This is a genomic window from Mesorhizobium loti (genome assembly GCF_013170705.1).
GTDB lineage: Bacteria > Pseudomonadota > Alphaproteobacteria > Rhizobiales > Rhizobiaceae > Mesorhizobium > Mesorhizobium loti_D.
This window is the reverse complement of record NZ_CP033334.1, coordinates 3,851,261-3,873,041: the sequence shown is the minus strand read 5'-3', so window position 1 is coordinate 3,873,041 and position 21,781 is coordinate 3,851,261. Positions and strand designations below refer to the sequence as shown.

General features: G+C 63.8%; 24 protein-coding genes and 1 other RNA gene. 13 read left to right on the top strand and 12 right to left on the bottom strand.

Going from position 1 to position 21,781, the window contains the following annotated elements; translation table 11 throughout:
* Positions 1-119: 119 nt before the first annotated feature.
* Together EB815_RS18825 and EB815_RS18820 are read right to left on the bottom strand one after the other, a co-directional pair.
* Complete coding sequence (locus EB815_RS18825) at positions 120-638, bottom strand: dihydrofolate reductase (protein ID WP_056573083.1); 519 nt, start codon at positions 636-638, stop codon at positions 120-122.
* Positions 638-1,657: a DUF4424 domain-containing protein gene (locus EB815_RS18820; protein ID WP_056573087.1), complete on the bottom strand. Its 1,020-nt coding sequence runs from the start codon at positions 1,655-1,657 to the stop codon at positions 638-640. The genes EB815_RS18825 and EB815_RS18820 overlap by 1 nt, the downstream gene beginning before the upstream one ends.
* Before the next feature lie 129 nt (positions 1,658-1,786).
* Here EB815_RS18820 and cobF point away from each other — a divergent pair, with 129 nt between their 5' ends.
* Positions 1,787-2,548, top strand: coding sequence for a precorrin-6A synthase (deacetylating) (gene cobF, locus EB815_RS18815; RefSeq protein ID WP_056573090.1), 762 nt, complete (start codon positions 1,787-1,789; stop codon positions 2,546-2,548).
* Positions 2,549-2,637: 89 nt separating this feature from the next.
* Here the strand turns inward: cobF and EB815_RS18810 are convergent, their stop codons facing one another.
* The 4 genes from EB815_RS18810 to modA all read right to left on the bottom strand — a co-directional run bounded on the left by EB815_RS18810 (position 2,638) and on the right by modA (position 5,689).
* Positions 2,638-2,979, bottom strand: a complete 342-nt coding sequence (locus EB815_RS18810; protein ID WP_056573094.1) for a winged helix-turn-helix domain-containing protein — start codon at positions 2,977-2,979, stop codon at positions 2,638-2,640.
* 81 nt (positions 2,980-3,060) lie between these two features.
* Positions 3,061-4,173 (bottom strand): molybdenum ABC transporter ATP-binding protein, encoded by a 1,113-nt coding sequence (gene modC, locus EB815_RS18805; protein ID WP_056573097.1) that lies wholly within the window; start codon positions 4,171-4,173, stop codon positions 3,061-3,063.
* Positions 4,170-4,874, bottom strand: coding sequence for a molybdate ABC transporter permease subunit (gene modB, locus EB815_RS18800; protein WP_056573100.1), 705 nt, complete (start codon positions 4,872-4,874; stop codon positions 4,170-4,172). Before modB ends, modC begins: the two co-directional genes overlap by 4 nt.
* A gap of 20 nt (positions 4,875-4,894) precedes the next feature.
* Positions 4,895-5,689, bottom strand: coding sequence for a molybdate ABC transporter substrate-binding protein (gene modA, locus EB815_RS18795; protein ID WP_056573103.1), 795 nt, complete (start codon positions 5,687-5,689; stop codon positions 4,895-4,897).
* A gap of 211 nt (positions 5,690-5,900) precedes the next feature.
* Between modA and EB815_RS18790 the strand changes: the two genes are divergently transcribed.
* Together EB815_RS18790 and EB815_RS18785 are read left to right on the top strand one after the other, a co-directional pair.
* The gene (locus EB815_RS18790; protein WP_056573106.1) at positions 5,901-6,110 is read left to right on the top strand and encodes a TOBE domain-containing protein; all 210 of its coding nucleotides are present in this window, start codon (positions 5,901-5,903) and stop codon (positions 6,108-6,110) included.
* A 5-nt stretch (positions 6,111-6,115) separates the two neighbouring features.
* A complete protein-coding gene (locus EB815_RS18785; RefSeq protein ID WP_056573108.1) occupies positions 6,116-6,304 on the top strand; it encodes a hypothetical protein in 189 nt (62 codons plus the stop codon).
* 13 nt (positions 6,305-6,317) lie between these two features.
* Here the strand turns inward: EB815_RS18785 and EB815_RS18780 are convergent, their stop codons facing one another.
* Positions 6,318-7,112, bottom strand: coding sequence for a thymidylate synthase (locus tag EB815_RS18780; protein WP_056573111.1), 795 nt, complete (start codon positions 7,110-7,112; stop codon positions 6,318-6,320).
* 361 nt (positions 7,113-7,473) lie between these two features.
* Positions 7,474-7,785, bottom strand: coding sequence for a DUF2853 family protein (locus EB815_RS18775; RefSeq protein ID WP_056573114.1), 312 nt, complete (start codon positions 7,783-7,785; stop codon positions 7,474-7,476).
* A gap of 168 nt (positions 7,786-7,953) precedes the next feature.
* Here EB815_RS18775 and ssrA point away from each other — a divergent pair.
* Positions 7,954-8,314, top strand: a transfer-messenger RNA (tmRNA) gene (ssrA, locus tag EB815_RS18770).
* A gap of 105 nt (positions 8,315-8,419) precedes the next feature.
* Positions 8,420-8,974, top strand: a complete 555-nt coding sequence (locus tag EB815_RS18765) for an AAA family ATPase (RefSeq protein ID WP_244494103.1) — start codon at positions 8,420-8,422, stop codon at positions 8,972-8,974.
* Positions 8,975-9,034: 60 nt separating this feature from the next.
* Here the strand turns inward: EB815_RS18765 and EB815_RS18760 are convergent, their stop codons facing one another.
* Complete coding sequence (locus EB815_RS18760; protein ID WP_056573119.1) at positions 9,035-10,240, bottom strand: multidrug effflux MFS transporter; 1,206 nt, start codon at positions 10,238-10,240, stop codon at positions 9,035-9,037.
* A gap of 189 nt (positions 10,241-10,429) precedes the next feature.
* On the opposite strand from EB815_RS18760, the gene EB815_RS18755 reads away from it, so the two are divergent.
* From EB815_RS18755 to EB815_RS18740, 4 genes are all read left to right on the top strand, one after another.
* Positions 10,430-11,119, top strand: a complete 690-nt coding sequence (locus tag EB815_RS18755; protein WP_056573122.1) for a TetR/AcrR family transcriptional regulator — start codon at positions 10,430-10,432, stop codon at positions 11,117-11,119.
* Between the two features lie 146 nt (positions 11,120-11,265).
* Positions 11,266-11,802, top strand: a complete 537-nt coding sequence (locus EB815_RS18750; protein ID WP_056573125.1) for an SspB family protein — start codon at positions 11,266-11,268, stop codon at positions 11,800-11,802.
* 17 nt (positions 11,803-11,819) lie between these two features.
* Positions 11,820-12,014 carry a DUF4169 family protein gene (locus EB815_RS18745; RefSeq protein ID WP_056573129.1) on the top strand — a complete coding sequence of 65 codons (195 nt, stop codon included), beginning with the start codon at positions 11,820-11,822 and terminating at the stop codon, positions 12,012-12,014.
* Positions 12,015-12,024: 10 nt separating this feature from the next.
* Positions 12,025-12,246, top strand: coding sequence for a ribbon-helix-helix domain-containing protein (locus EB815_RS18740; protein WP_056573132.1), 222 nt, complete (start codon positions 12,025-12,027; stop codon positions 12,244-12,246).
* Here EB815_RS18740 and EB815_RS18735 read toward each other — a convergent pair.
* Positions 12,243-14,045 carry a chloride channel protein gene (locus EB815_RS18735; RefSeq protein ID WP_081295089.1) on the bottom strand — a complete coding sequence of 601 codons (1,803 nt, stop codon included), beginning with the start codon at positions 14,043-14,045 and terminating at the stop codon, positions 12,243-12,245. The genes EB815_RS18740 and EB815_RS18735 overlap by 4 nt on opposite strands.
* A 150-nt stretch (positions 14,046-14,195) precedes the next feature.
* Between EB815_RS18735 and EB815_RS18730 the strand changes: the two genes are divergently transcribed.
* The 3 genes from EB815_RS18730 (at position 14,196) to EB815_RS18720 (ending at position 15,985) form a co-directional block, all read left to right on the top strand.
* Positions 14,196-14,633 (top strand): MarR family winged helix-turn-helix transcriptional regulator, encoded by a 438-nt coding sequence (locus tag EB815_RS18730; protein ID WP_056573138.1) that lies wholly within the window; start codon positions 14,196-14,198, stop codon positions 14,631-14,633.
* Between the two features lie 125 nt (positions 14,634-14,758).
* Entirely contained in the window at positions 14,759-15,064 is a 306-nt protein-coding gene (locus EB815_RS18725; protein ID WP_056573141.1) for a hypothetical protein, read from the top strand.
* Positions 15,065-15,097: 33 nt separating this feature from the next.
* Entirely contained in the window at positions 15,098-15,985 is an 888-nt protein-coding gene (locus EB815_RS18720; protein ID WP_056573143.1) for an RNA polymerase sigma factor, read from the top strand.
* A 151-nt stretch (positions 15,986-16,136) separates the two neighbouring features.
* On the opposite strand, the gene EB815_RS18715 is transcribed toward EB815_RS18720, so the two are convergent.
* On the bottom strand, positions 16,137-20,069 hold the full coding sequence (locus EB815_RS18715) for an AsmA family protein (protein WP_056573146.1): 3,933 nt from the start codon (positions 20,067-20,069) through the stop codon (positions 16,137-16,139).
* A 132-nt stretch (positions 20,070-20,201) separates the two neighbouring features.
* Between EB815_RS18715 and EB815_RS18710 the strand changes: the two genes are divergently transcribed.
* Positions 20,202-21,188 (top strand): Dyp-type peroxidase, encoded by a 987-nt coding sequence (locus tag EB815_RS18710; protein ID WP_056573149.1) that lies wholly within the window; start codon positions 20,202-20,204, stop codon positions 21,186-21,188.
* A gap of 34 nt (positions 21,189-21,222) precedes the next feature.
* On the opposite strand, the gene EB815_RS18705 is transcribed toward EB815_RS18710, so the two are convergent.
* Positions 21,223-21,744 carry a hypothetical protein gene (locus EB815_RS18705; protein WP_056573519.1) on the bottom strand — a complete coding sequence of 174 codons (522 nt, stop codon included), beginning with the start codon at positions 21,742-21,744 and terminating at the stop codon, positions 21,223-21,225.
* Between the last annotated feature and the right edge of the window lie 37 nt (positions 21,745-21,781).

Below are 21,781 nucleotides of genomic sequence, written 5' to 3'. Positions count from 1 at the left end.
ATCCGGTGTTGTTCTTCTATAGGGACGCCACGGCGCGCTTTCAACGCGATGCGCCGCCGACATCATCCCTTTTGGCCCGGTAGCGACCCTTTGTCGTCCCTCAATGCACGTTTTGTCTATCAAAGTATCTGGCGGCGGCGCTCGTAAACCGAATAGCGCGTTGCGTGGCTGTCCTTTTCTCCAGCCGGAACCTCCTGCGCACTGACCATGCGCCATATCTCGGGGTCGATCGGCGGAAAATGCGCATCGCCATCGACGGTGGCCAGCACATGGGTGACGTGCAGCCGGTCGGCCAGCGGCAGCGCCTGGGCATAGATCTCGCCACCGCCGATGACGCAGACCTCGTCCACGCCGGCCATGCAGCGTCCGCGCACGGTTGCCAGCTGAATGGCGGCTTCCAGCGTGTGCGCCACCTCGATGCCCTCGGCCCGCCAGGTCTTGTCGCGCGTGACCACGATGTTCAGCCTGCCCGGCAGCGGACGGCCAATGCCTTCATAGGTCTTGCGGCCCATGATGATGGGCTTACCCATCGTGTCGGCCTTGAAACGCTTGAGATCGGTGGAGAGCCGCCAGGGCAACCCGCCGTCCCGCCCGATCACGCCGTTCTCGGCAATGGCGACATAGATGGCGACATGCATCAGTTCGCGTCCCCGCCATTGCTGTTCGACGGTTCGAGCAGCAGGATGTCAATGTCGTGCTCCGGGTAGAAATCGTCCGCCGTCATCTGGAAGGTCGTCGGCCCGACCTTTTTTACGTTGTCGCCGCAGAACGAGACCAGGGCTTTCGCATTGCCCTTGTCGATGGTCAGCTTGAACTTGCCGATGGTGCCCGCCGCCCAGTTGCCGCCCGTGGTCAGGATATAGGCGATGCGGCTTTCGTAGTATTTCGGGTAACCGTCCGGACTGTCCTTCGCCGCCTTGCGCACCGCGTTCTCGAACGTGTCGTCCATGCAGTAGCGGGTCTTGTAGGCGGCGTATGCGCCCTGGAAATGGCCGTCACTGAAGAAGCTGACCGATGACGTGCCGCCGACGCTGGGCTTGTAGCGGTGCGAGACACGGACGTCCTTGTTGGCCGGAAAGGTCGAGCGCCACCAATAGGTCGAGCGCAATTGCCAGAAAGGTGCGTAGGACGGGTTGGTGCCTGGGTCGCTGTCGCCTTCCGGATCCTCGATGATGATGCCGCGATCGACCCAGTCGTCGGCCACCGCCTTCGGCAACTTCGCCAGTGCCGCCTTGGCCGCGTCGCCGAACGGGTTGAACGGCACATTCTGCGCCTTCAGGTCGGCGCTGATGTCGATGCCGAGCGCGAACACCTTCTGCTCGAGTTGCGGCTTTGCCGCGACACCGTCGATCGTCACCTCGAAGCCGAGGAAATTGTCGCTCTGGTTTTCAGGGATTGCCGGCATCTCTTCGGGATCGCCCGAAATGTCCGGCATCGGGAAGGCGACGATCGAATCGACATCCCTATCGGTGTTGTTGTGGAAGACGTAGTCGACCGTCACCTTTTCGGGCGAGATGAAGAGGTCCTCGCTTTGCATCGCGACCGCGTCGCTGCGCGACAGGATCAGGCCGCCTGTGCCGAGTTCGGCAACAGAATCGTTGGCCAAGGCAGGCGCGGCGGAAAGCGCCAGCGCCGCAGTCAGAACACATCGCAACATCGAAGCCCCCTCGGCAAGAATGCCTGATGACCCTAGCCGTTTCAATGCGGCGTTTCAAAGCCCTTCCGCTCGCATGGACACGCAGTGGCGGTCTGGACACGCGGGTTGCGATCGGGCAGGAGTTCGCCCATGCGCAAGCTTCTCGTCATCGGCATCGGCGCCGGCAATCCCGACCACATGACCGTGCAGGCCATATCAGGCCTGAACCGCGCCGACGTGCTGTTCATCCCCGACAAGGGCGCGAAAAAGAACGACCTCGCCGACCTGCGGCGCGAGATCTGCGACCGCTTCGTCACCAACCCGAAATCACGCCGGGTCGAGTTCGACGTGCCGGTGCGCGCTGAACCGACATCCTCCTACCGTTCGACCGTCGACGACTGGCACGAAACCATCGCCGTCCTCTACGAAGCCCTGATCCGCGACGAGATTGCCGAGGACGGATGCGGCGCGTTCCTGATCTGGGGCGATCCCTCGCTCTACGACAGCGCGTTGCGTATTCTCGGGCGGGTGCGCCTGAGAGAGAATGTCGCCTTCGAGCTGGAGGTCATCCCCGGCATCACCGCCATCCAGGCACTTGCCGCCAGTCATAAAACAGCGCTGAACCGCATCGGCGATTCCATTCTGGTCACCACCGGGCGACGGCTGACCGAGGAAGGCCTTGCGGAAAATGCCGGCAGCACAGTCGTCATGCTGGACGGCAAATGCGCCTTCAACACGCTGGCCGACCATGATCTCATCATTCACTGGGGCGCCTATCTCGGCACGCCGGACGAGATTCTTGTCTCGGGCCGCCTGGGCGATGTCGGTGCCGAAATTGAAAAGGTCCGCGAGGAGGCCCGCCGGAAAAAGGGCTGGATCATGGACACTTATCTGCTGCGCAAGCAGGAGTAGGGAGTAGGGAGTAGGGAGTAGGGAAGCCGGCATCATTCCCTACTGACTACTGACTACTGACTACTGACTACTGACTACTGACTATTCTCTCACCCCGCGTCGATCTCCGCCTGCAGTGCATCCATGTGAGCCGCCGCCGCGGCGGTCGCCGCGCGCTCGATGGCGCGGAACCGGCTGACCACCGCCAGGCCGATGGCCGTCAGCTGCGCGCCGCCGCCCTTGCGGCCGCCGGTCTGCGCCGCAACCAGCGGCTTGCCGAACACCCGGTTCATGTCCTCGACCAGGTCCCAGGCGTGCTTGTAGGACATCTCCATGCCGCGCGCGGCGGCCGAGATCGAGCCGAAGGTGGCGATATGCTCCAGAAGCTCGATCTTGCCCGGACCGATCCGCCCGTCAGGATCGAGATTTATCCGCAAGCTCAGCGATGGCATTTTTGCTCCTCCTCGCTCACGCCCGGTCCCCATAGTAGAAGGTCTTCGCCGATACCGCTATTCCAAAAAGACATAGCGCACTCATCCATCCGCCTCGGCGGGCAGGCCTGCCCCCGTATTCGCCTGGTCGAAGCTCACTGTCTTGACCACCGCGAAAACCTTGCCGCCAAGCCGCAGTTTCAGCGCCTGCCGCGACTGTTCGGTGATGCGGGCCAGCACGGTCGCGCCATGGCAATCGATGCCGACTTCGACCGTCGGTCCCTCGCCCGGACTGATCGCCACAATCGTGCCGGGCAGGATGTTGAGCGCGCTGAGGCCTGTCGGTTTCTCGGTCGCGATCATCACATCGCGGGCACGAATGCGGACACGCACGCGAGCCCCTGTCATCGTCGCAAGGCGCGGCACGCGGATTTCACCGGCGGCCGAGCCGAGCACGGTCATGCCGAACACCTCGTCGTGACGCAGCACCTTCGTGTCCAGCACGGCGCCACCCTCGCCGCGCTCTTCAGCCGGCAACAGGTCGAGCCTTTGCATGACGGCCTCGGTCGGGCCACTGGCGACGACCTTGCCTTGCGCCAGCATCACCACGTCGCTGGCCAGCCGCGCCACCTCGGCGACCGAATGGCTGACATAGACGATCGGGATTTTCGTCTCGTCGCGCAGCCGCTCGATATAGGGCAGGATCTCGGCCTTGCGCGCCTCGTCGAGCGAGGCCAGCGGCTCGTCCATCAGCAGTAATCGGGGGCTGGCCAGCAGCGCCCGGCCGATCGCAACACGCTGCTTCTCGCCGCCCGACAGCTTTACCGGGCGCCGCCCGAGCAGCGGGCCGATGCCGAGCAGGTCGACGACGCCATCCATGTCGGCATAGCGCTCCTTTGCCGGCGTGAACCAGCGGCCGTAACGCAGATTGCCGGCCACGCTCATGTGCGGGAACAGGCGCGCATCTTGAAACACCATGCCGATGCGGCGTTTGTGCTTCGGCACGAAAATGCCGGCACCTGTGTCGACCAGCACGCGGCCGTCGACCTCGATGCGGCCCTTGTCGGGCCGGATCAGCCCGGCGATCATGTTGATGAGCGTGGTCTTGCCCGAACCGGATGGGCCGAACAGCGCTGTGAGCCGCCCTGAGCTCTCGAAACGGGCCTCGATGGCGAAATCGCCCAGCCGGTGGCTGATGTCGACGATGACGCTCATTCGATGTCCATCCGCCGCCCGACGCGCCGCGCCAGCACCTCCGAGGCGACCAGTGCCGCCATCGAGATGACGATCGAGATCAATGTCAGCCGCAATGCGCCCTCATCGCCGCCCGGCACCTGCGTGAAAGTGTAGATCGCGGACGGCAACGTCTGCGTCTCGCCAGGGATGTTGGAGACGAAGGTGATGGTCGCGCCGAATTCCCCCATCGCCTTGGCGAAGGCCAGGATGGAACCGGCGATCAGCCCTGGCAGGATCAGTGGTAGCGTGATGGTGCCAAACACCCACAAGGGATTGGCGCCAAGCGTGCCCGCCGCCGCCTCCATCTTGCGGTCCACCGCCTCGATCGACAGCCGGATCGCCCGCACCATCAGCGGAAAGCCCATGACGCCGCAGGCAAGTGCCGCACCGGTCCAGCGAAAAGAGAAGACAATGCCGAAATGCTCGGCCAGGAAGGCACCGGCCGGGCCGCGCTTGCCGAAAGTCAAAAGCAGGAGATAGCCGGTCACCACGGGCGGCAGGATCAACGGCAGGTGAACAACGCCGTTGAGCAGCGTCTTGCCCCAGAATTGTCCTCGGGCAAGCAGCAGCGCGATCAATATGCCGGGCGGCAGGCTGGCGAGCATCGCCACAGTCGCCACCTTGACGGACAGCCGGACCGCATTCCATTCGTCGGGAGTGAGGTCCAGCAGCCAGTTCATATTGCGATGTCAGACCCGTCTCAGTTGCTCGGCGTGAGCACGGTGAAGCCCTGTTCCTTGAAAAGCGCGCCGGCCTTGGCGGACTGCAGGCATTTCAGGAAAGCCGGCGTATCCTTGTCCTTTGAATCGGCGGTCTGGGCAACCGGATAGATGATCGGCGGATGCGAATCCTCCGGGAATGTGCCGACCACCTTGACGCCCTTTTCCGCGTGCGCGTCTGTGGCGTAGACGATGCCGAGAGCGGCCTCGCCCGTTGAAACCAGCTTGAGTGCCGCGCGCACATTCTCGGCCTGCGCCACCTTGCCTTCGACCGAGGACCAGACGCCGAGCGATTCCAGTGCCGCCTTGCCATATTTGCCGGCCGGCACCGCCTTGAAATCGCCCATGGCGAGCTTGCCGTCGCCGACCAGCTCGGCGAGGTCAAAACCCTTCTCGATCCTGGCATCGACCGTCGAATCCTTCGGCGCCACCAGCACGATCTCGTTGCCGAGCAGCTTCACCTCGGTGTCCGGCTTGGTCAGCTTCTTGTCGGAGAGATATTTCATCCAGTCGAGATCGGCCGAGATGAAGACGTCGGCCGGTGCCCCGCCCTCGATCTGCTTGGCCAGTGCCGAACTCGCGGCATAGGAGACGGTCGCGGCCTCGCCGACATCAGCCTCGCAGGCCTTGTTCACCGCATCGAGCGCATCCTTGAGGCTGGCCGCCGCGAACACCACGACCTTGTCTTCCGCATGGGCGGCCGGCATCGCCGCCATCAGCGTCGCCGCAAAACCGCCAATGGCGATCGCCCTCAACCCGAAACCTTTGCGCGTCATCGAAAACTCTCCCTGGTTTGAAATCCGTGCGGCTCACGGCCTGCCATCCGATATATCCGCATGAATATAACAAGGGAAGGCCCGGCACCTCGCGAAAACGCCTGTGCGGCGTCGATTGTTCTGGTAGGACGAGCAGGAAACCTGATGCATGTCGCCCAAAAGCGACCTCGGTTTTGAGCGAACGACATGCATGAAAGCAAAGGAGAGCCCGATGAAGGTCAGCGCCCGCAACGTCCTCAAGGGGACGATCACCGAGATCGTCAAGGGAGCCACCACCTCGCATGTCAGGATCGACATTGGCGGCGGCGCCATCGTCACCGCCTCGATCACCAATGAAGCCGTTGCCGACCTCAAGCTCGAAAAGGGCAAGCAGGCCTATGCCGTGGTCAAGGCCTCGGATGTGATGGTCGGCATCGACTGAACCGCTTGCGGCCAGAGACGGTTCGGGAAAACGGGATCCGGCCGAGCGAGGTCGCGATCGAGGCACCGCCGGCGACCGACGCCGGCCTGGTGTTCATCGGCGTCGTCCGCACCCTCTGGGCCTCGCGCGTGGTCACGCCGCGACAGGGCAGTGACGACGGCACGGTCTGCCGCATCGAAATCTTCGATCCCTGAATATCAGCACACTTCAGACCGCGATGGGCGCCTTGATCGAGGCGTCGGCGACATAGTTTTCCAGCCGGAAATCCTCGAAACGGAAGGCGAACAGGTCCTTCACCTCGGGGTTGATCCACATGGTCGGCAGCGCCCTCGGCGTGCGCCGCAATTGTTCGCGCGCCTGTTCGAAATGGTTCGAGTAGAGATGCGCGTCACCCAGCGTGTGGACAAAGTCGCCCGGCTTCAGCCCGGTCACCTGCGCCACCATCAGCGTCAGCAGCGCGTAGGACGCGATGTTGAACGGCACGCCGAGGAAGATGTCGGCGGAGCGCTGGTAGAGCTGGCAGGAAAGCCGGCCCTCGGAGACATAGAACTGGAACAGGCAGTGGCATGGCGGCAGTGCCATGGCTTCCACCTCGGCGGGGTTCCATGCAGAGACAATCAATCGCCGCGATTGAGGATTGCGGCGTATCTCCTTGAGAAGGCCCGCGATCTGGTCGATCGAGCCGCCATGGCCATCCGGCCAGGAACGCCATTGCTTGCCATAGACGGGGCCAAGGTCGCCGTTCTCGTCGGCCCATTCGTCCCAGATCGTGACGCCGTGGTCGGTCAGGTACTTGATGTTGGTGTCGCCGGCCAGGAACCACAACAGTTCATGGATGATCGACTTCAGATGCAGCTTCTTTGTCGTGGTGACGGGAAAGCCGCGCGCCAGATCGAAACGCATCTGGTAGCCGAAGACGGAGCGTGTGCCGGTGCCGGTGCGGTCGCCGCGATCGGCACCGTTTTCCAGCACATGCTGCAAGAGGTCGAGATACTGGCGCATCGGTTCCGGCTCGATTCGAGTGTTTGGGCATTATAGCGGCCAGACCGGCGGCCGAACACAGCAAAACGGCGTAAGTAGCGATTGCGAACCACTCTTCCAAACGTTTGCGCCGCCCCTCATTGCGCTGCCGGGCATTTCTCCCCGTATAGTGACGGGGAGAAAGAAGCTGGGCCGCTTCGCCGCGCCATTTCTGCAACGTTGGCGATTGGCAAAAATGGCGACAACAGCGTCCTTCTCCCCGTTCACGGGGAGAAGATGGCGGCAGCCAGATGAGGGGCAGCGCTGACGCGCGATAAAGTGAAAACAAGGCTGGAGCGGCTATTCTGCGGTGTACCAGCCTTCGCAAACTGATGCGCGAGCGTCACAGCGAGCCGAGCTTGCCCAGATCCTTGGCCACCAGATAGTAGAAAGTCACCCGGCTCTTGGTGTTGTCGGCGTGCATGGCCTTGCAGGTCTTCTCGATCGAGGCGTCGGCTTTCGCGCCGTCGCTGATGCCGAGCTTCTTGGCGACCCAGCTCTCCTTGACGCGTTCAAGCTCCTTCGGGTCCGTGCAGGACACCAGCGAGGAATCGCGGTTCCTGAGCGCAATGCCCAGATGCTTGACGATCTTTTCGACAATTTCGGCGCTGGCGCCCGCGTCGTACTTCTTCACGTCTGCAAGATAGTCGGCCATTAAATTTCCCCTCGTCGGCGCCACGGATCCGATCGATGAGGGCTGCGGCGCGCTTCGCAATCCGTGCGCTAGGTCGATAATCCCTCACCGCCCGCAAAGCTTCGGTTGAGACCGCTCCCAAGTCAACCCTTGCCGTCGCAATTTGACACAGGGACAAAGGTCCATTGCGGCCTTTCATTTCAGTCAAACGCCCCCTATATTCGTTTTGTCGGCTTGACCGACTATGGCGATAAATGGGCGATGAAATAAGCCGTTCGGACCCGGGGGCGGTACCCGGCGCCTCCACCAAAAGCCGCTGTTGAAGACAGAGCGGTTTTTGATGGGGGCGAAATAGGATCGACGAAGGTGTAAAGATCGTACTTTTGCCCGGCATTGTACCACCGTCATCGGGCTAAACTTATAGTTGCCAACGACAACTATGCGGAAGCTCGTCTCGCTGCTTAATGCAGTGCGAACGCTTCAAATCAAGCCCTAGGGGTTCGCACTTCTAGGCGGGGTTCGGAGGTACCTGGCAACAGAAACCTCCACTTCTCCCTCCCTTCAATTTGCGTCACGCAAAATGGTGCTTCCGCTGGCGGCCCCTTCGCATGCCTTCGGCAGCCATGCGTGCGCCCCCTTCTCCATGGATGGGACATTGCAAAACGATTCCGATCGATTCTTCGTGCTGACCGGCGGCCCGGGCTCCGGCAAGACCACCTTGATCGAGGCGCTGAAACAAGCAGGGTTTCCGACGGCGCCGGAGGCCGGACGCGGCATCATCCGCGATCAGGTGGCGATCGGCGGCCCTGCCCTTGCCTGGCGGGATCGCGCGCTCTTCGCCGAACTGATGCTTTCCTGGGAGCTGCGCTCCTGGCATGCCGCGCATGCCGAATCCGGTCCGGTCTTCTTCGATCGCGGCGTGCCGGACACGATCGGGTACCTCAGGCTCTGCGGCCTGCCGGTGCCGGATCACGCCGTCAGCGCGGCGCGGAAATTCCGCTATGCGCGCCGTGTCTTCATCGCGCCGCCCTGGCCGGAGATCTTTACGCAGGACAAAGAGCGCAAACAGACGCTCGACGAAGCCAGGCGCACCCATGACTCGGTGGCTGGCGTCTATGCCGAACTGGGGTACGAACTTGTGCCCCTGCCGCTCGTGCCGGTGGAGGAGCGCGTCCGCTTCATCATCGGCGAGGCCGGCCTTCGGGCATAAGGCCCCGTGGGCATGAAAAAGGCCGGGATGAACCCGGCCTTTTTCATGCGTTTGGTTTGCTTATTCCGCCGGCGCCTCGACCGCCTCGTGCGAGCGGCCAAGCGTGACCTTGGCCAGCGTGAACGAAATCACCGCGCAGAGCGTGATGCCGGCGACCATCGGCAGCGGCGTGCCGTCGAAGAACACCCCGGCGACGCCCATGGCGAGCGCGCCGATGGCGAAGTGCAGCGTGCCCATCAAGGCCGAAGCCGTGCCGGCGATCTCGCCATGTTCTTCCATGGCCAGCACCGAGGTGGTCGGGATAACCAGGCCGAGGAAGCCGTAGCCGACGAACAGCAGGGCCGCCATCACATCGAGCCGGTCGATACCCGCCGCCATCACCGCGAACAGCACCACCATCGTCGAGGCATAGCCGGTCACCGCGACGCGCACCACGCGCCGCAGCCCGAAACGCTCGGCCAGCACTCCCGTCAATTGCGACATGCCGATGAAGGCGACCGCATTGATCGAGAAGAACACGCTGTAGACCGAAGGCGACAGCCCGTAATGGTCGATCAGGATGAAGGACGAGCTCGACAGATAGACGAAGAAGCTCGCAATGCCGAAGCCGGCGATCGCCACGAGGCCAAGGAAATTGCGGTCCCCCATCAGGAAGCGGTAGCCGGCAAGCGCGGTTCCGAAGGAAGAACCGACGCGTTCTTCCGCAGGCCGCGTCTCCTTGAGCGAGGTCGCGAGCAGGATGGTGGCAAGGGCCGCCGCGCCGGTCACCGTCCAGAACACGGCACGCCAGCCGAAATTCTCGATGATCTGGCTGCCGGTCAGCGGCGCCAGGATCGGCGACACCGAAAACACCAGCATCAGCAAGGACATCAGCTTGGCCGCCTCATTGCCTGTGTGCAGGTCGCGCACGATCGCGCGCGGCACGGCCATGCCGGCGCTGGCGCCAAGGCCTTGCAGGAAGCGGAAGGCGATCAGCCACTCGATCGTCGGCGCCATTGCCGAACCGATGCCGCCGACCATGAACAGTGCAAGGCCGCCATAGAGCGGCAGCTTGCGGCCGACCATGTCGGAGATCGGCCCGACGACGATCTGGCCGAAACCCATCGACAGAAAGAAGATCAGCAGGCTCATCTGCACGGCGGCCGTGCCGGCGTGCAGATCCGCGCCGATCGACGGCAGAGCGGGAAGATACATGTCGATCGCGAACGGGCCGATGGCGGACAACAGGCCGAGCACGACCGCGATGCGGAGGAATTTGGGACTCATGATATTGGCTTCTTTCGAATCTGGCTGCCGCCGCCAGGCGACGTCTAACCCTAGGACGGTCCATACCGCGAGATTCCGACTCGCCGGGAGCGAATTCTATTCGTCTCCTCGATGCGAAATCTCTTTGCATCCTGTCCAGAAATTTAGACACTCTTGTCCAAATCGTCAATCACCTCTATATAGAATTTCATGAGACCGGGCGTTTCTCCTGACACTTTCCCGCCACGCGGCCACGAGGCCAAGCGCGTATCGATTGTCGACGCCGCCGCCAGCGTGTTCTGCCGCGAGGGCTTCGCCGGCGCCAACATCGACCTGATCGCCGCCGAGGCGGGCGTCTCGCGCCAAACCGTCTACAACCACCACGGCGACAAGGAAAAGCTCTTCATGGCCGTTGTGCGCGACCTCACCGAGCGCTGCAATGTGGGCATCTTCGCCACCATAGCCACCTTTCCCGACCAGCCAGGGGACCTCGAAGCCGATCTGATCGGCTTTGCCGTGCGCCTGAACCAGAACTGCATCTGCAACCGCGACGGAAAATTCCTGCGCAAGCTGATCCAGACCGAAGGTGAGCGCTATCCCGAATTGTTTGCCGAATGGCGCGAGCAAGGCCCGGGCAGGACATGGCCGGCAATCGCCGCCCGCCTCGCCCGCCTCGCCTATGGCGGCCATCTCGTAATCGATGATCCCGACGTCGCGGCGCGCCAGTTCCTCGGCCTCGTCAATGCCGAACTGCAGACCACCTTCATGCTCGGCGGCACACCGCGCGAGGACGAGGTGGTGCAATCGGCGACAAACGGCGTGCGCACCTTCCTGCGCGCTTTCGGCAAGCGGCCCACGGCGGCCAGCGCGAAAAAGCACGCCACGCTGGCTAACGCATAACATTTGCGGTTGCCATGAAGCCGGCTTGCCGATCAAATCGTTGGCAATAGTCCTCGCTTCGACGCGGCGGTGATCTATATGCGGTTTACGCCGCGCTCAAGCTTGATTACAGCTATGCGGACGATTCAACGGAACCCGACCACCACATGGCCGACGACCACATCCGCTACGACATTCTGGCCCAGGAGGCGTTGCGCGGCGTCATGCGCAAGGTCCTGGCCGAGGTCGCACGCACCGGCCTTCCCGGCAACCACCACTTCTTCATTACCTTCCTGACCGGTGCGCCCGGCGTGCGCGTGTCGTCGCGGTTGCGTGAGCGCTATCCCGAGCAGATGACCATCGTCATCCAGTTCCAGTATTGGGACCTGAAGGTGACGGACACCGGCTTCGAGGTCGGCTTGTCCTTCTCCGACGTGCCGGAGAAACTGGAAATCCCATTCTCGGCCGTGCGCGGCTTCTATGATCCCTCGGTCAATTTCGAACTCGAGTTCGACGTCAAGACCGACGCCCAGCCCGATGAGGAACCAGCCGCGCCCGCGCCCGAGCCGCTGACCATCGTCTCCGAGAAGAAGCCGAAGGCCGAGAAGAAGGCCGCCGCCGAAGCGGAGAAGAAGCCCGCCGCGGCTGAAGCCGGCACCAAGGGCGCCGAAGTGGTTTCGCTCGACGCCTTCCGCAAGAAATAGGCTCCCGGGCTCTCGCCATGGCCGACATCGTCAATCTCCGCCAGGCTCGCAAGCAGAGGGCGCGGGACGAGAAGCTGCGCGTCGCCGAACAGAACCGGATCCTGCACGGCCGTTCCAAGGCGGACAAGCAACGCGATCGGCAGGTCGCCGACAAGGCCGAAAAATTTGTCGAAGGCCATCGCCTCGAGCCGTTCGGCAAGGACGAGCAATGAGCGTTCGGCCGTGAGCGTCGTCGAAAAGCGCTCCGTGACCATTCGCGGCCATCGCACCAGCTATTCCCTCGAAAAACCCTTCTACGACGATCTCGTCGCGATCGCGGCGCAGAGAAAGCTGACGCTCGCAGCACTCGTGGCCGAAGTCGACGAGACCCGGCCCCGTGACACCAACCTGTCCTCGGCGCTGAGGCTGTACGTACTGCAGTGGGTGAAGCGCGGACCGATCTAGGCGCTCTCGACCGGGTCCGTCTTTTTCCCGCGCCTGGTGCCGAAGCCAAGCAAGGTTGAACGATCACGCTCCTCGGCCTGTTTTCTGGAGCGCACGCGCATCAGATCCTTCCAGCCGACATAGCCAACCAGCTTTGCGTCCTCGCGCGAGACGACCGGCAGATGCGACACGTTGGCCATCAACAGCTTGTCGGACAGACCTTCCAGATATTCGTCGGGAAAAGCGAGCGTTACCTTGGTTCCGGCGAGCAACTCGCCGAGCGTCGTGGTCCTGTGCGTGCCGGCACGGCGCCAGCGCAGGATCGCCGGCGGATCGATGAGACCGAGCACCTGCCCGTTGTCATCGATCACGGGAAAACTCGGATGGCGTGTCTCAGGCGCGGTCAGGAAGGCCGCCGCGCCATGCAGCGTCATCGTCGCCGGCACGCTCTCGACCTGCGACGTCATCACCTCGCGCACCCTGGTCAGCGCGAACGGATCGACACGATATTCGCGCACGAGGTGGTGCCCTCGCCTGGCGATCTTCTCGGTCAGGATCGAACGCTTCATCAGGAGCACCGTCACGGCATGCGCCGCCGCACAGGCCGCGATCAGCGGCACCAGCACATGCGTGTTGCCGGTCAACTCGACGGCGAAGAAAGTAGCCGTCAGCGGCGCGCGCATCGTGCCACCCATCGTGGCCGCCATGGCCAGCAGCGCCCAGAATCCCGGATCCGCCGCGGGCAGTATCCCGGCAAGCACAGCGCCCATCGCGCCACCCATGATCAGCAGTGGCGCCAGCACGCCGCCGGATGTTCCCGAGCCGAGCGCCACCGACCAGATGATCGCCTTGACCACGAGCAGGAGAAGCGCCGCGGTGGCGATCGTGCGTCCATCCAGCATGTCGGCGATGTTGTCGTAGCCGACACCGAGTGCCCGTGGTTCGATCAAGCCGCCGACGCCGACCATCAGGCCGCCGATCATCGGCCACCACATCCAGTGGATCGGCAATTTCTGGAAGGCGTCCTCGCAGGCATAGACCATCTGGGTGAGCAGTCCCGACAACAGGCCGGCGCAGATGCCGACCAGAACCCAGCCGCCGAGCCCGGTGAACGACACCGCCATGCCGCCCTGGAACGGAAAGATCGGCCCGGGCAAATGCAGCACGGTGCGCTCGACCTCGGCCACGATGGCCGCCACCGCCACCGGAATGAAGCTGCGCGGCGTCCATTCGAACAGAAGCAGTTCCACCGCCAGCATGATCGCGGCGATCGGCGTGCCGAACACCGTGGTCATGCCCGCCGCCGCTCCCGCCACCAGCAGCGTCTTGCGCTCATTGTCGGTGACCGGCAGCATCTGCGCGATCAGCGAGCCGATCGCGCCGCCGGTCATGATGATCGGGCCCTCGGCGCCGAAGGGTCCGCCCGAGCCGATCGAAATCGCCGATGACAGCGGCTTCAGGATCGCAACCTTGGCATCGAGCTTCGAGCGCCCGAGTAGGATCGCCTCGATGGCCTCGGGAATGCCGTGGCCACGGATCTTCTCGCTGCCATAGCGTGCCATCAGGCCGATGATCAGTGCGCCTATCACCGGCACCACCACCGCGGCGTAACCGAGCGGCGTGTCCTGCAATTTCAGGTCGTCGAGCGTGAACTGGCCGAAATAGGCGATGTTGGTGGCGAGCCGGATCAGTTTCAAAAGCACGATGCCGGCGAACAACCCCGCCGTGGCGACCACCACGGCTATGGTGGCAATGGTCAAGACCCGCGCGTCGGTGGTGAAATCGCGCAAGTGACCGTTTTCGGAATGATGGGGCTTCATGGCTGGCTTTCTGGCGGCGGCCGGATCTCGGATATGTGGCACGGGCGAAGATGCCAGCCGGCTTTGTCGGCTCGCTATGTATCGTAATACGATATAAATTCAAGCCGGTCTGCACCAAAACCGTTTGAGCCTTTTGCCGGAATGGAACAAATGTCTGGAATGACGCAGCCCGGAAAATCTCGCCCCGCCATCAAACAGTCCGACTACCAGCGGCTGTCCGAGTTCCGCTACCTGATCCGCCGCTTCCTCGAATTCAGCCAGGTGCAGGCGGAAGACGCCGGCCTGACGCCGCGCCAGCACCAGGCCCTGCTGGCGATCAAGGGATTTCCGGGCGGCGGACCGGTGACGGTTGGCGACCTGGCGGAACGCCTGCGCATCCGCCACCACAGTGCCGTCGAACTGGTCAATCGCCTCAGCGAGGCGGGCCTGGTCACACGGGATCAGGACAAGGATGACCACCGCCGTGTACTGCTGCGGCTGACCGAGCGCGCCGACGATTGCCTGGCTGAACTGTCGGCGGCGCATCTCGACGAGCTTTCTCGCATCGAACCCATGCTGCGGCGCCTGCTCGACCAGGGTCGCGAGTGACGCGCAGGCGTCTTGCGCCGGATGGCATGGTGATTTTTTGCGGCGCCCGAATCCTTTGACCTCGCCGCAACGTCCAGGGGATGAAGGCCTCAAAGGGAGAGACGCAATCGAAAGGAAGCCCAGCGATGAAACGTCATCTGATACGCTACAAGACCAAACCCGAACGAGCCGACGAGAATGAGCGGCTGATCAAGGCGGTCTTCCAGGAATTGCATGACAAATCGCCGGACGGCGTTCGCTACATGACCTTGCGATCCGGCGACGGGACTTTCGTCCATCTGGTCGAGACGGAAACCGATGCCCATGCCGAGATCATCACCGGATTGGCCGCATTCGAGGCTTTTCAAAACGGCATCAGGGATCGCTGCAGCGAACGTCCGCAACGCGACGAGATGACCGTGGTGGGCAGCTATCGGATGCTGGATGAGTGACAGGGGCAGACGGCGTCATCGAACGGGAGGCTTATGAACATTCCCATTCCCGGCGAGCAGCATCGGCTCTTTGAGCGCCTGTCTGGGGAATTGCGCCCCAAGCTGCACCGCTATTGTGCCCGCATGACGGGCTCGGTCATCGACGGCGAGGACGTGCTGCAGGAGGCGCTGGCCAAGGCATTCGAGGCGTTGCCCAACGCCGGCCCGATCGCCAATCCGGAAGGCTGGCTGTTTCGCATCGCGCACAATACGGCGCTCGATTTCCTGCGCCGGCGCTCCCGCGAAAAGACCACCGCCGATGAGGACCCCGACATGATCGTCGACCCGGTAAACCCCACCATCGATCGTCAGGCCGCGGCCGCCGGGCTGCATACCTTCATGCGTCTTCCCGTCGCACAGCGAAGCAGCGTCGTCATGATGGACGTCCTGGGCTATTCCCTGCAGGAGATCAGCGCGATGCTCGACACCAGCATTCCTGCAATCAAGGCGGCACTGCATCGCGGCCGCGACCGGCTGCGCCGGATCGCCGACGAACCGGACGACCGCCCTCTTCCCAGGCTGGGCGCCACTGAACGACTGCTGCTCGATGCTTACATCGACCGCTTCAATGCCCGTGATTTCGACGCGGTGCGCGACATGCTGGCGCAAGAGGTGCGGTTGGAACTGGTGGCCAGGACACGGCTCAACGGCCGCAAGGACGTCGGCACCTACTTCAACAACTATTCCCGGGTGCAGGATTGGCGTCTTGTGCCGGGCTTCGTCGAAAACAGGCCGGCAATCCTTGTCCGCGATCCTGGCAACCCAATGGCGCGACCCGCCTATTTCATCCTGCTGGCCTGGCAGGACGGCAAGCTCGCCGCCATCCGCGATTTCCGCCACGCCCGCTACGTTGCCGACGGTGCCGAGTTGTTCGTTCCCTGAGACGATCGCCCTTCGGGAGAGCAACTGGGAAGGCCTGTCCTACTGCCCTACTGCCCTACTGCCCTACTGCCCTACTGCCCTACTGCCCTACTGCCCTACTGCCCTACTGCCCTACTGCCCTACTGCCCTACTGCCCTACTGCCCTACTGCCCTACTGCAACGACTTCAGCAGATTGTCGATCGTGAACGGATTGGACTTCGGCTTGGCCGGCGGTGGATTGTCGTTGGCCTCAGGCAGCGGCGCACGCTCGACCTTGGGTGCCTGTTCCGCGGCCTTGCGTTCGGCCTCGAGCCTGGCCCTTTCCCGCGAAGCAACGCGCAGCGCTTCTTCCGCCGTCTGCCGCTCCTGTTCGGCCTGTGCCTTGGCGGCTTCGTCGGCGGCTTGCTGCTCGGCCGCGGCTTTCGCATCGGCCTGGGCTTTCGCCTCTTCGTCGGCCTTCGCTTTCGCTTCAGCCTGGGCTTCAGCCTCCGCTTTCGCCTTGGCGTCCGCCTCGGCTTTCAGCCGCGCCGCTTCCTCCTGCCGGCGCAACTCTTCGGCGGCCTTGTCGCGCGCGTCCTGCAACGCAGCGTAGTAGCGCACCTCGCGCCGCAGCCTCTGCTTTTCGAGCAGCGCCGCCTGCATCGCCTCGACGCGCTGCTGCTCTCTTTCCAGCGCGCGCTGGGTCAGGAACTGCGCCAGCGGCTCGCTGTCGAACCGCCGCGTGACGGCGCCGAAAGGCCCTTCGGCGGTGAAATTGACGACCGGCTCCGAACCGACCAGTGCCTCGTCGCCTGGCCGATAGGTGATCGCGCCCTTGGCGGAGACCGTGCTGGTGTTGAGATCCGCCGTGATGTCGGTGGACAGGGTCGCCGCGAGATTTTCAAGGCTGATCGGCGGCGCCCGCAGCGTGCCGCCGGCAATCGTGAAGGCGATGTCGGCATCCTTGGCGGCGAAACTGCCATCGGCCGCGATCCCGGGCGCGAAGCCGGCGGTCTTTGCCACGTCGATGTCGCGCCCGATCGCATCCGCCTTGGCCAGGAAGGCGCTGAACGCATCGGGATTGACGCCGGCGATCTGCAAGCTTCTCAGCGTCGCGGTACCGGAGCCGGACAGAGCGGCGATCATCGCATCGACCGACTTGCCGCTGGTCGACAGCGTCGTCGAGAAATCGCCGATGCCGCCAACGCCGGCATCCGGCAACACGTTCGCCAGGTCGGCGCCCGCCAGTTTCATCTGGCCGGTGAAGAGCCCGGTGCCTTCATTGTTCTTCAGCTCGAACAGGCCGGTCAACGCACCACCAAGAAGCTTCGCCTTGAGGTCCGAAACCCGGATGCCTTCCTTGTCGAGCTTGAGCGAAAAGGCGGCGTCATAGGCGGTGGCGAACGGTCCGGCGGCAAGCGCTGATGTCGTCAGGTCGAGGTCGGCCGTGAACGGCAGGCTGGATTTCTGGCTGAAGGGCGAGGACGGCCAAACGCCGCCCTTGTCGCTCGCGCTCTTGTCGGCCCCGTTCTTCTTGTCGACAAGGAAAGCGGAATCGCCGAACAGCGCCACGGCCATCGGATCGAGATCGAGCTCATCGAGCGCCAGCGCGCCGGCCAGATGCGGAACGCCGTCTTTGGTGTCGATATTGACGTCGCCGGAGACCGCCGCTTCGTTGACGGCGCCGCTGACACTGTCCAGCACCAGCAGACCGTTGCCATAGTCGCCCTGGGCCGAGAGCGACGTCGACATGCCCGCTCCCATGCCCGGCAGGCCGATGCCTGTCGTCATCAGCCAGGGTTCGATGTCGGCGGCATCGAGATCGATCTTGCCTTTGGCGGTTGGCCCTTGCGGCGTGTCGGCGATCGTCCCTTCGAAGCCGGCCTTGAAATCGTTGCCGACAAGGCTGAAAGTCGTCGCGAGACCGCCGCCAAGCGTGCCTTTGGCCTGGATGTCGGTGTGTGCCTCGCCCAGCATGCCAAGCGGCAGCGCCGGCAGGCCGTAAAGCGCCAGCAGTGCCGTGGCATCCGGGCTCTTGGCGTTGAAGGTCAGCGTCACCGGTGCCTCAAGCAGTCTGTCCAGCGCGCCCTTCCCCGACAGCGAAGCCGAAAAGGCCGAGCCTCCGGCGTTACCCTGCCCGCTTACTGCCAATCCCGTCGTGCCGTCGCCATTGTCGGCGGCGCTCGCCACAAGGTCGACACGGGCATCCTGGAACAGGTCCGGATAGGCGGCGGCACGGCTCGACAGCCCCTTCAGCACCGCACTGTCGGGATAATGCTGCGTGGCAACGTCGATCAGCGGCTTGAGGTCGACAGCGACGACGGAAGCGTCGAGCTTGCCGGTGGGGCTCGCCGGGAAATCCTTGATCCGGCCCGTGGCGCTGATCGAGGCGCCCGCCAGCCCGCCGACCGACAGCCGGTCGACTTCAAGCAAACCGTCACGCAGCCTGAGCGCGGTGTCGACCGTGTCGGCGGTCAACCCGCCGGCGCTGACCGGCCCGGCCTTGATCTGGAAATCGAGATCGCGGTCGGCAAAGCGGTTGGCCCCCTTGTCGCTGACGAAGATCGAGGCGAAGGCCGCCAGCCCATCGACGTCAAGCTCGCCGCCTTCAAGCCGCATCAGCACCGATGGCCTGGCTTCGTCAGGCTGGCTGGAATCGATGCGTCCGGAAAACTTCGCCTTGCCCAGGATCAGTTCGAGGTCGCTGAAGGCCTGGCGCTTCTCGGAGAGATCGACCTTGGCCTTGAAGCCGGCGGCGGGCAGACGGCGGATCGCCTCGTCGACATCCTTCGACAGCCAGGCGGCAAAACCGGATGGCTGCGCCACAGCCAGCAGCAGCGAGCCGGTGAAGCCGAAATGGTCCTCGACGCTCAGCATGCCATTGGCCTCCAGCGTCGTGCGGCCGGGCAAGGTCGCGGCGAGTGATTTCACCGACCAGCCCCCTTCGACCGGCTCGGCGGAAAGATGGACGTCGCGGACCGTCGTATCGCCGGCCACCACCGCCGGCAGCTTCACCTCGACGGTGCCGGGTATGGTCGGCTTCGGCAGCCCGAGCAGCGCTTGCTCCAGCCCGGCAATGCGCTGTTCGAGCGTCAGGCCGGCCCCGGCCTGGGCGCCGACCGCCTCGTCGAACTGTACCTGCGCGCCATTGGCCTCGATGGCGAAGCTGGGCTTCTGGCCGAGATCGACCGAGGCCTTGCCGTCGGCTGTATAGGGGTTGTCCAGCGGTCCGGTCTCGAAGCGGAATTCGTCGACGCCGAGCTTCTGGTGGTCGAGCGAGAACTTGCCGTTCAGCCGGAAACCCGGATCGGGCTTGCCGGCGCTGACCTTCACCGTCTCGCCATCGTTGCCGCGCAGTTGGGCGCTGTTCTTGTCGGCGCCATTCTTGTCAGCACTCGAAATCTTGAACTGGCCGGAATAGACGGCGGCGCCGTTGACGATGCCGGCATTGCCGTCGGTCTCGATGACCAGCGGATAAGCATCGGGATCGGCCTTCAGCCGCAGCCGCATCTGGCCATTGCCTTCGGCCTTGCCGGTCGACGCCGCCACAGTGGTGCGCAACCCGTCCAGCCGCAACGTGCCGTCCATGCGCCATGGGCCGGCCAGCGACTTGGCCGAAATGGTCGAGTTGATTTCGGAAAAGACGTGGCTGCGCCCGCCCGCCGCATGGCGCAGTTCGACCTGCCCCTCCGTCACCGTCAGCTTCTCGATCGAGATCTGGTTGAGATCGAAGGGCGAGGATGGCCGTATCGCCCAGTCGACCGTGCCGTCATTGGCAATATCGATGGTTGCCTTCGGGTGCACCAGCCGCATGTCGAAGATCAGCACCTCGCCGCGCAGGAAGGGTGCCAGTTCCGCATCCATCGAAAACGTCTCGACGGTCATGGCCGGCTGGCCGTTGGGGCCACCGGCGACGGCGACGTTGGAGAACGTCACCGAGGGGAATGGCAACAGCCTGGCCGTGGCGTCGCCCTGCACGGTCACCTTGCGGCCGAGGACGGCGCTTGCCTCGCGCTCGAACTGAGCGCGGTAGCCGGTCCAGTCGACAAAATACGGTCCCACCAGCGCCGCGCACAGCACCAGAACGAACAAGCCACCGAAGATCACGAACAGGCGTGCGAGCATCAGCTCCGAACAGGTTGATTGAAATTCTGCCGCACTCTACCCGCATCCGCGTGTCGATAAAGAGGCAATTCATCCAGTATTGCGTCATCCTGGGCGATCTGAAACAAATCCGGGAAAAGCGGAGATTATCGGATGTCGAGCAAGAATTGGGACCGTGTGCCGATCGATGCGCAGAGCGTCGATGCTCCGCTTTCGCAATCGGCGATTTTCCTCGTCGTCACGGTCGCCGCGGAACAGCCGGCCCTGACCAAGGTTTGTTCCGTGCTCGGCGAGCTTGACGACCTGGTCAAGACTGTCGGGTTCCGCGACCTCGGCGGCCACCTGTCGTGCATTGCCGGCATCGGCCGCGATCTCTGGGACCGTCTCAGCCCGGGCCGGCGGCCGCTGGAACTGAAACCATTCGCGCCGATCAAGGGAGCGGTCCACTCGGCGCCCTCGACACCGGGGGACCTCCTCTTCCACATCCGGTCCGAACGGCCCGACATGTGCTTCGAGTTCGAGCGTATCCTGCTCGACAGGCTTGGTCCCGATGTGACCGTCGTCGACGAGGTGACGGGCTTCCGCTACTTCGATGCCCGCGACCTGCTCGGCTTCGTCGACGGCACCGCCAACCCGACCGGCCTCGACTTGCCCGCCTCGGCGCTCGTGGGCGACGAAGATGGCCATTTTGCCGGCGGCAGCTATGTCGTCGTCCAGAAATATCTGCACGATATGCAGGCCTGGGCGCGCATTCCGACGCCCGAGCAGGAGGCGATCATCGGCCGAACCAAGATCGACAACATCGAGATCGATGATGACGACGCGCCACGCAAATCGCACAAGTCGCTGGCCACGATCGAGGATGCCGACGGCAACGAGTACGACATATTGCGCGACAACATGCCGTTCGGCAGGCCCGGGCAGAACGAGTTCGGCACCTACTTCATCGGCTATAGCAGGTACCTCTGGGTCACGGAGAAAATGCTGCAGCGCATGTATGTCGGCGACCCGCCGGGGGCTTACGACCGGCTGCTCGACGTCTCGACACCGCAGACCGGCACGACATTCTTCGCGCCAACCCGTCCCATGCTGCAAACCCTTGTCCAGAACGCGCAGGACCAAATTCCCGCCGCACGGTAAAGCGGCGGGCCGACAGCCATTGTCCGCAGGGACCTCAGCGTGCGTCGCGCTTGGCTTGCGCCACCTTGGCTGCCTTGCGCTGCCGGCCGAGTTCGGCCGGACGGACCAGCTTTGGCGCCCGCTCATTGGCCACGGCCCGCATACCGTTGTGAGCTGTGCGTGAATTGTGCGCGGGACCATCCGCTGCCGCACCTTGCTTCAAGGCCAGCGCCTTGCGTGCGTTCCCGACCAGGGAAACGCGGGCCGCCAGTTGGCGTCGCCGTTCGGCCTCGCCATTCAGCCGCCGCATGGCCATGGCCAGCACCGCCAGCTTCACCTGCGAGCCACCATCGGACTTTGAAGGTGTAGTGCCTTTCGGCGCACCCTTGCCACGAATCTCGCGCCGACGGCGGTGCGCTTCGGTCTGCGCCTTGTCGCGCCGCTCCCGCAGCAGCTTGACTAGACCGGAAAGGTCGGCGTCGGAAAGGTCCTGCACCGCCGGATGGTGCGACTTTTCCACCAGTTCCCTTTCATCGGCGCTCAGCGCGCGCGCTTCTTCCTTGCGTGAAATGGCCATCACGGTCCTCCTCAGCTGACGTGCCTGTTCTTTCAGG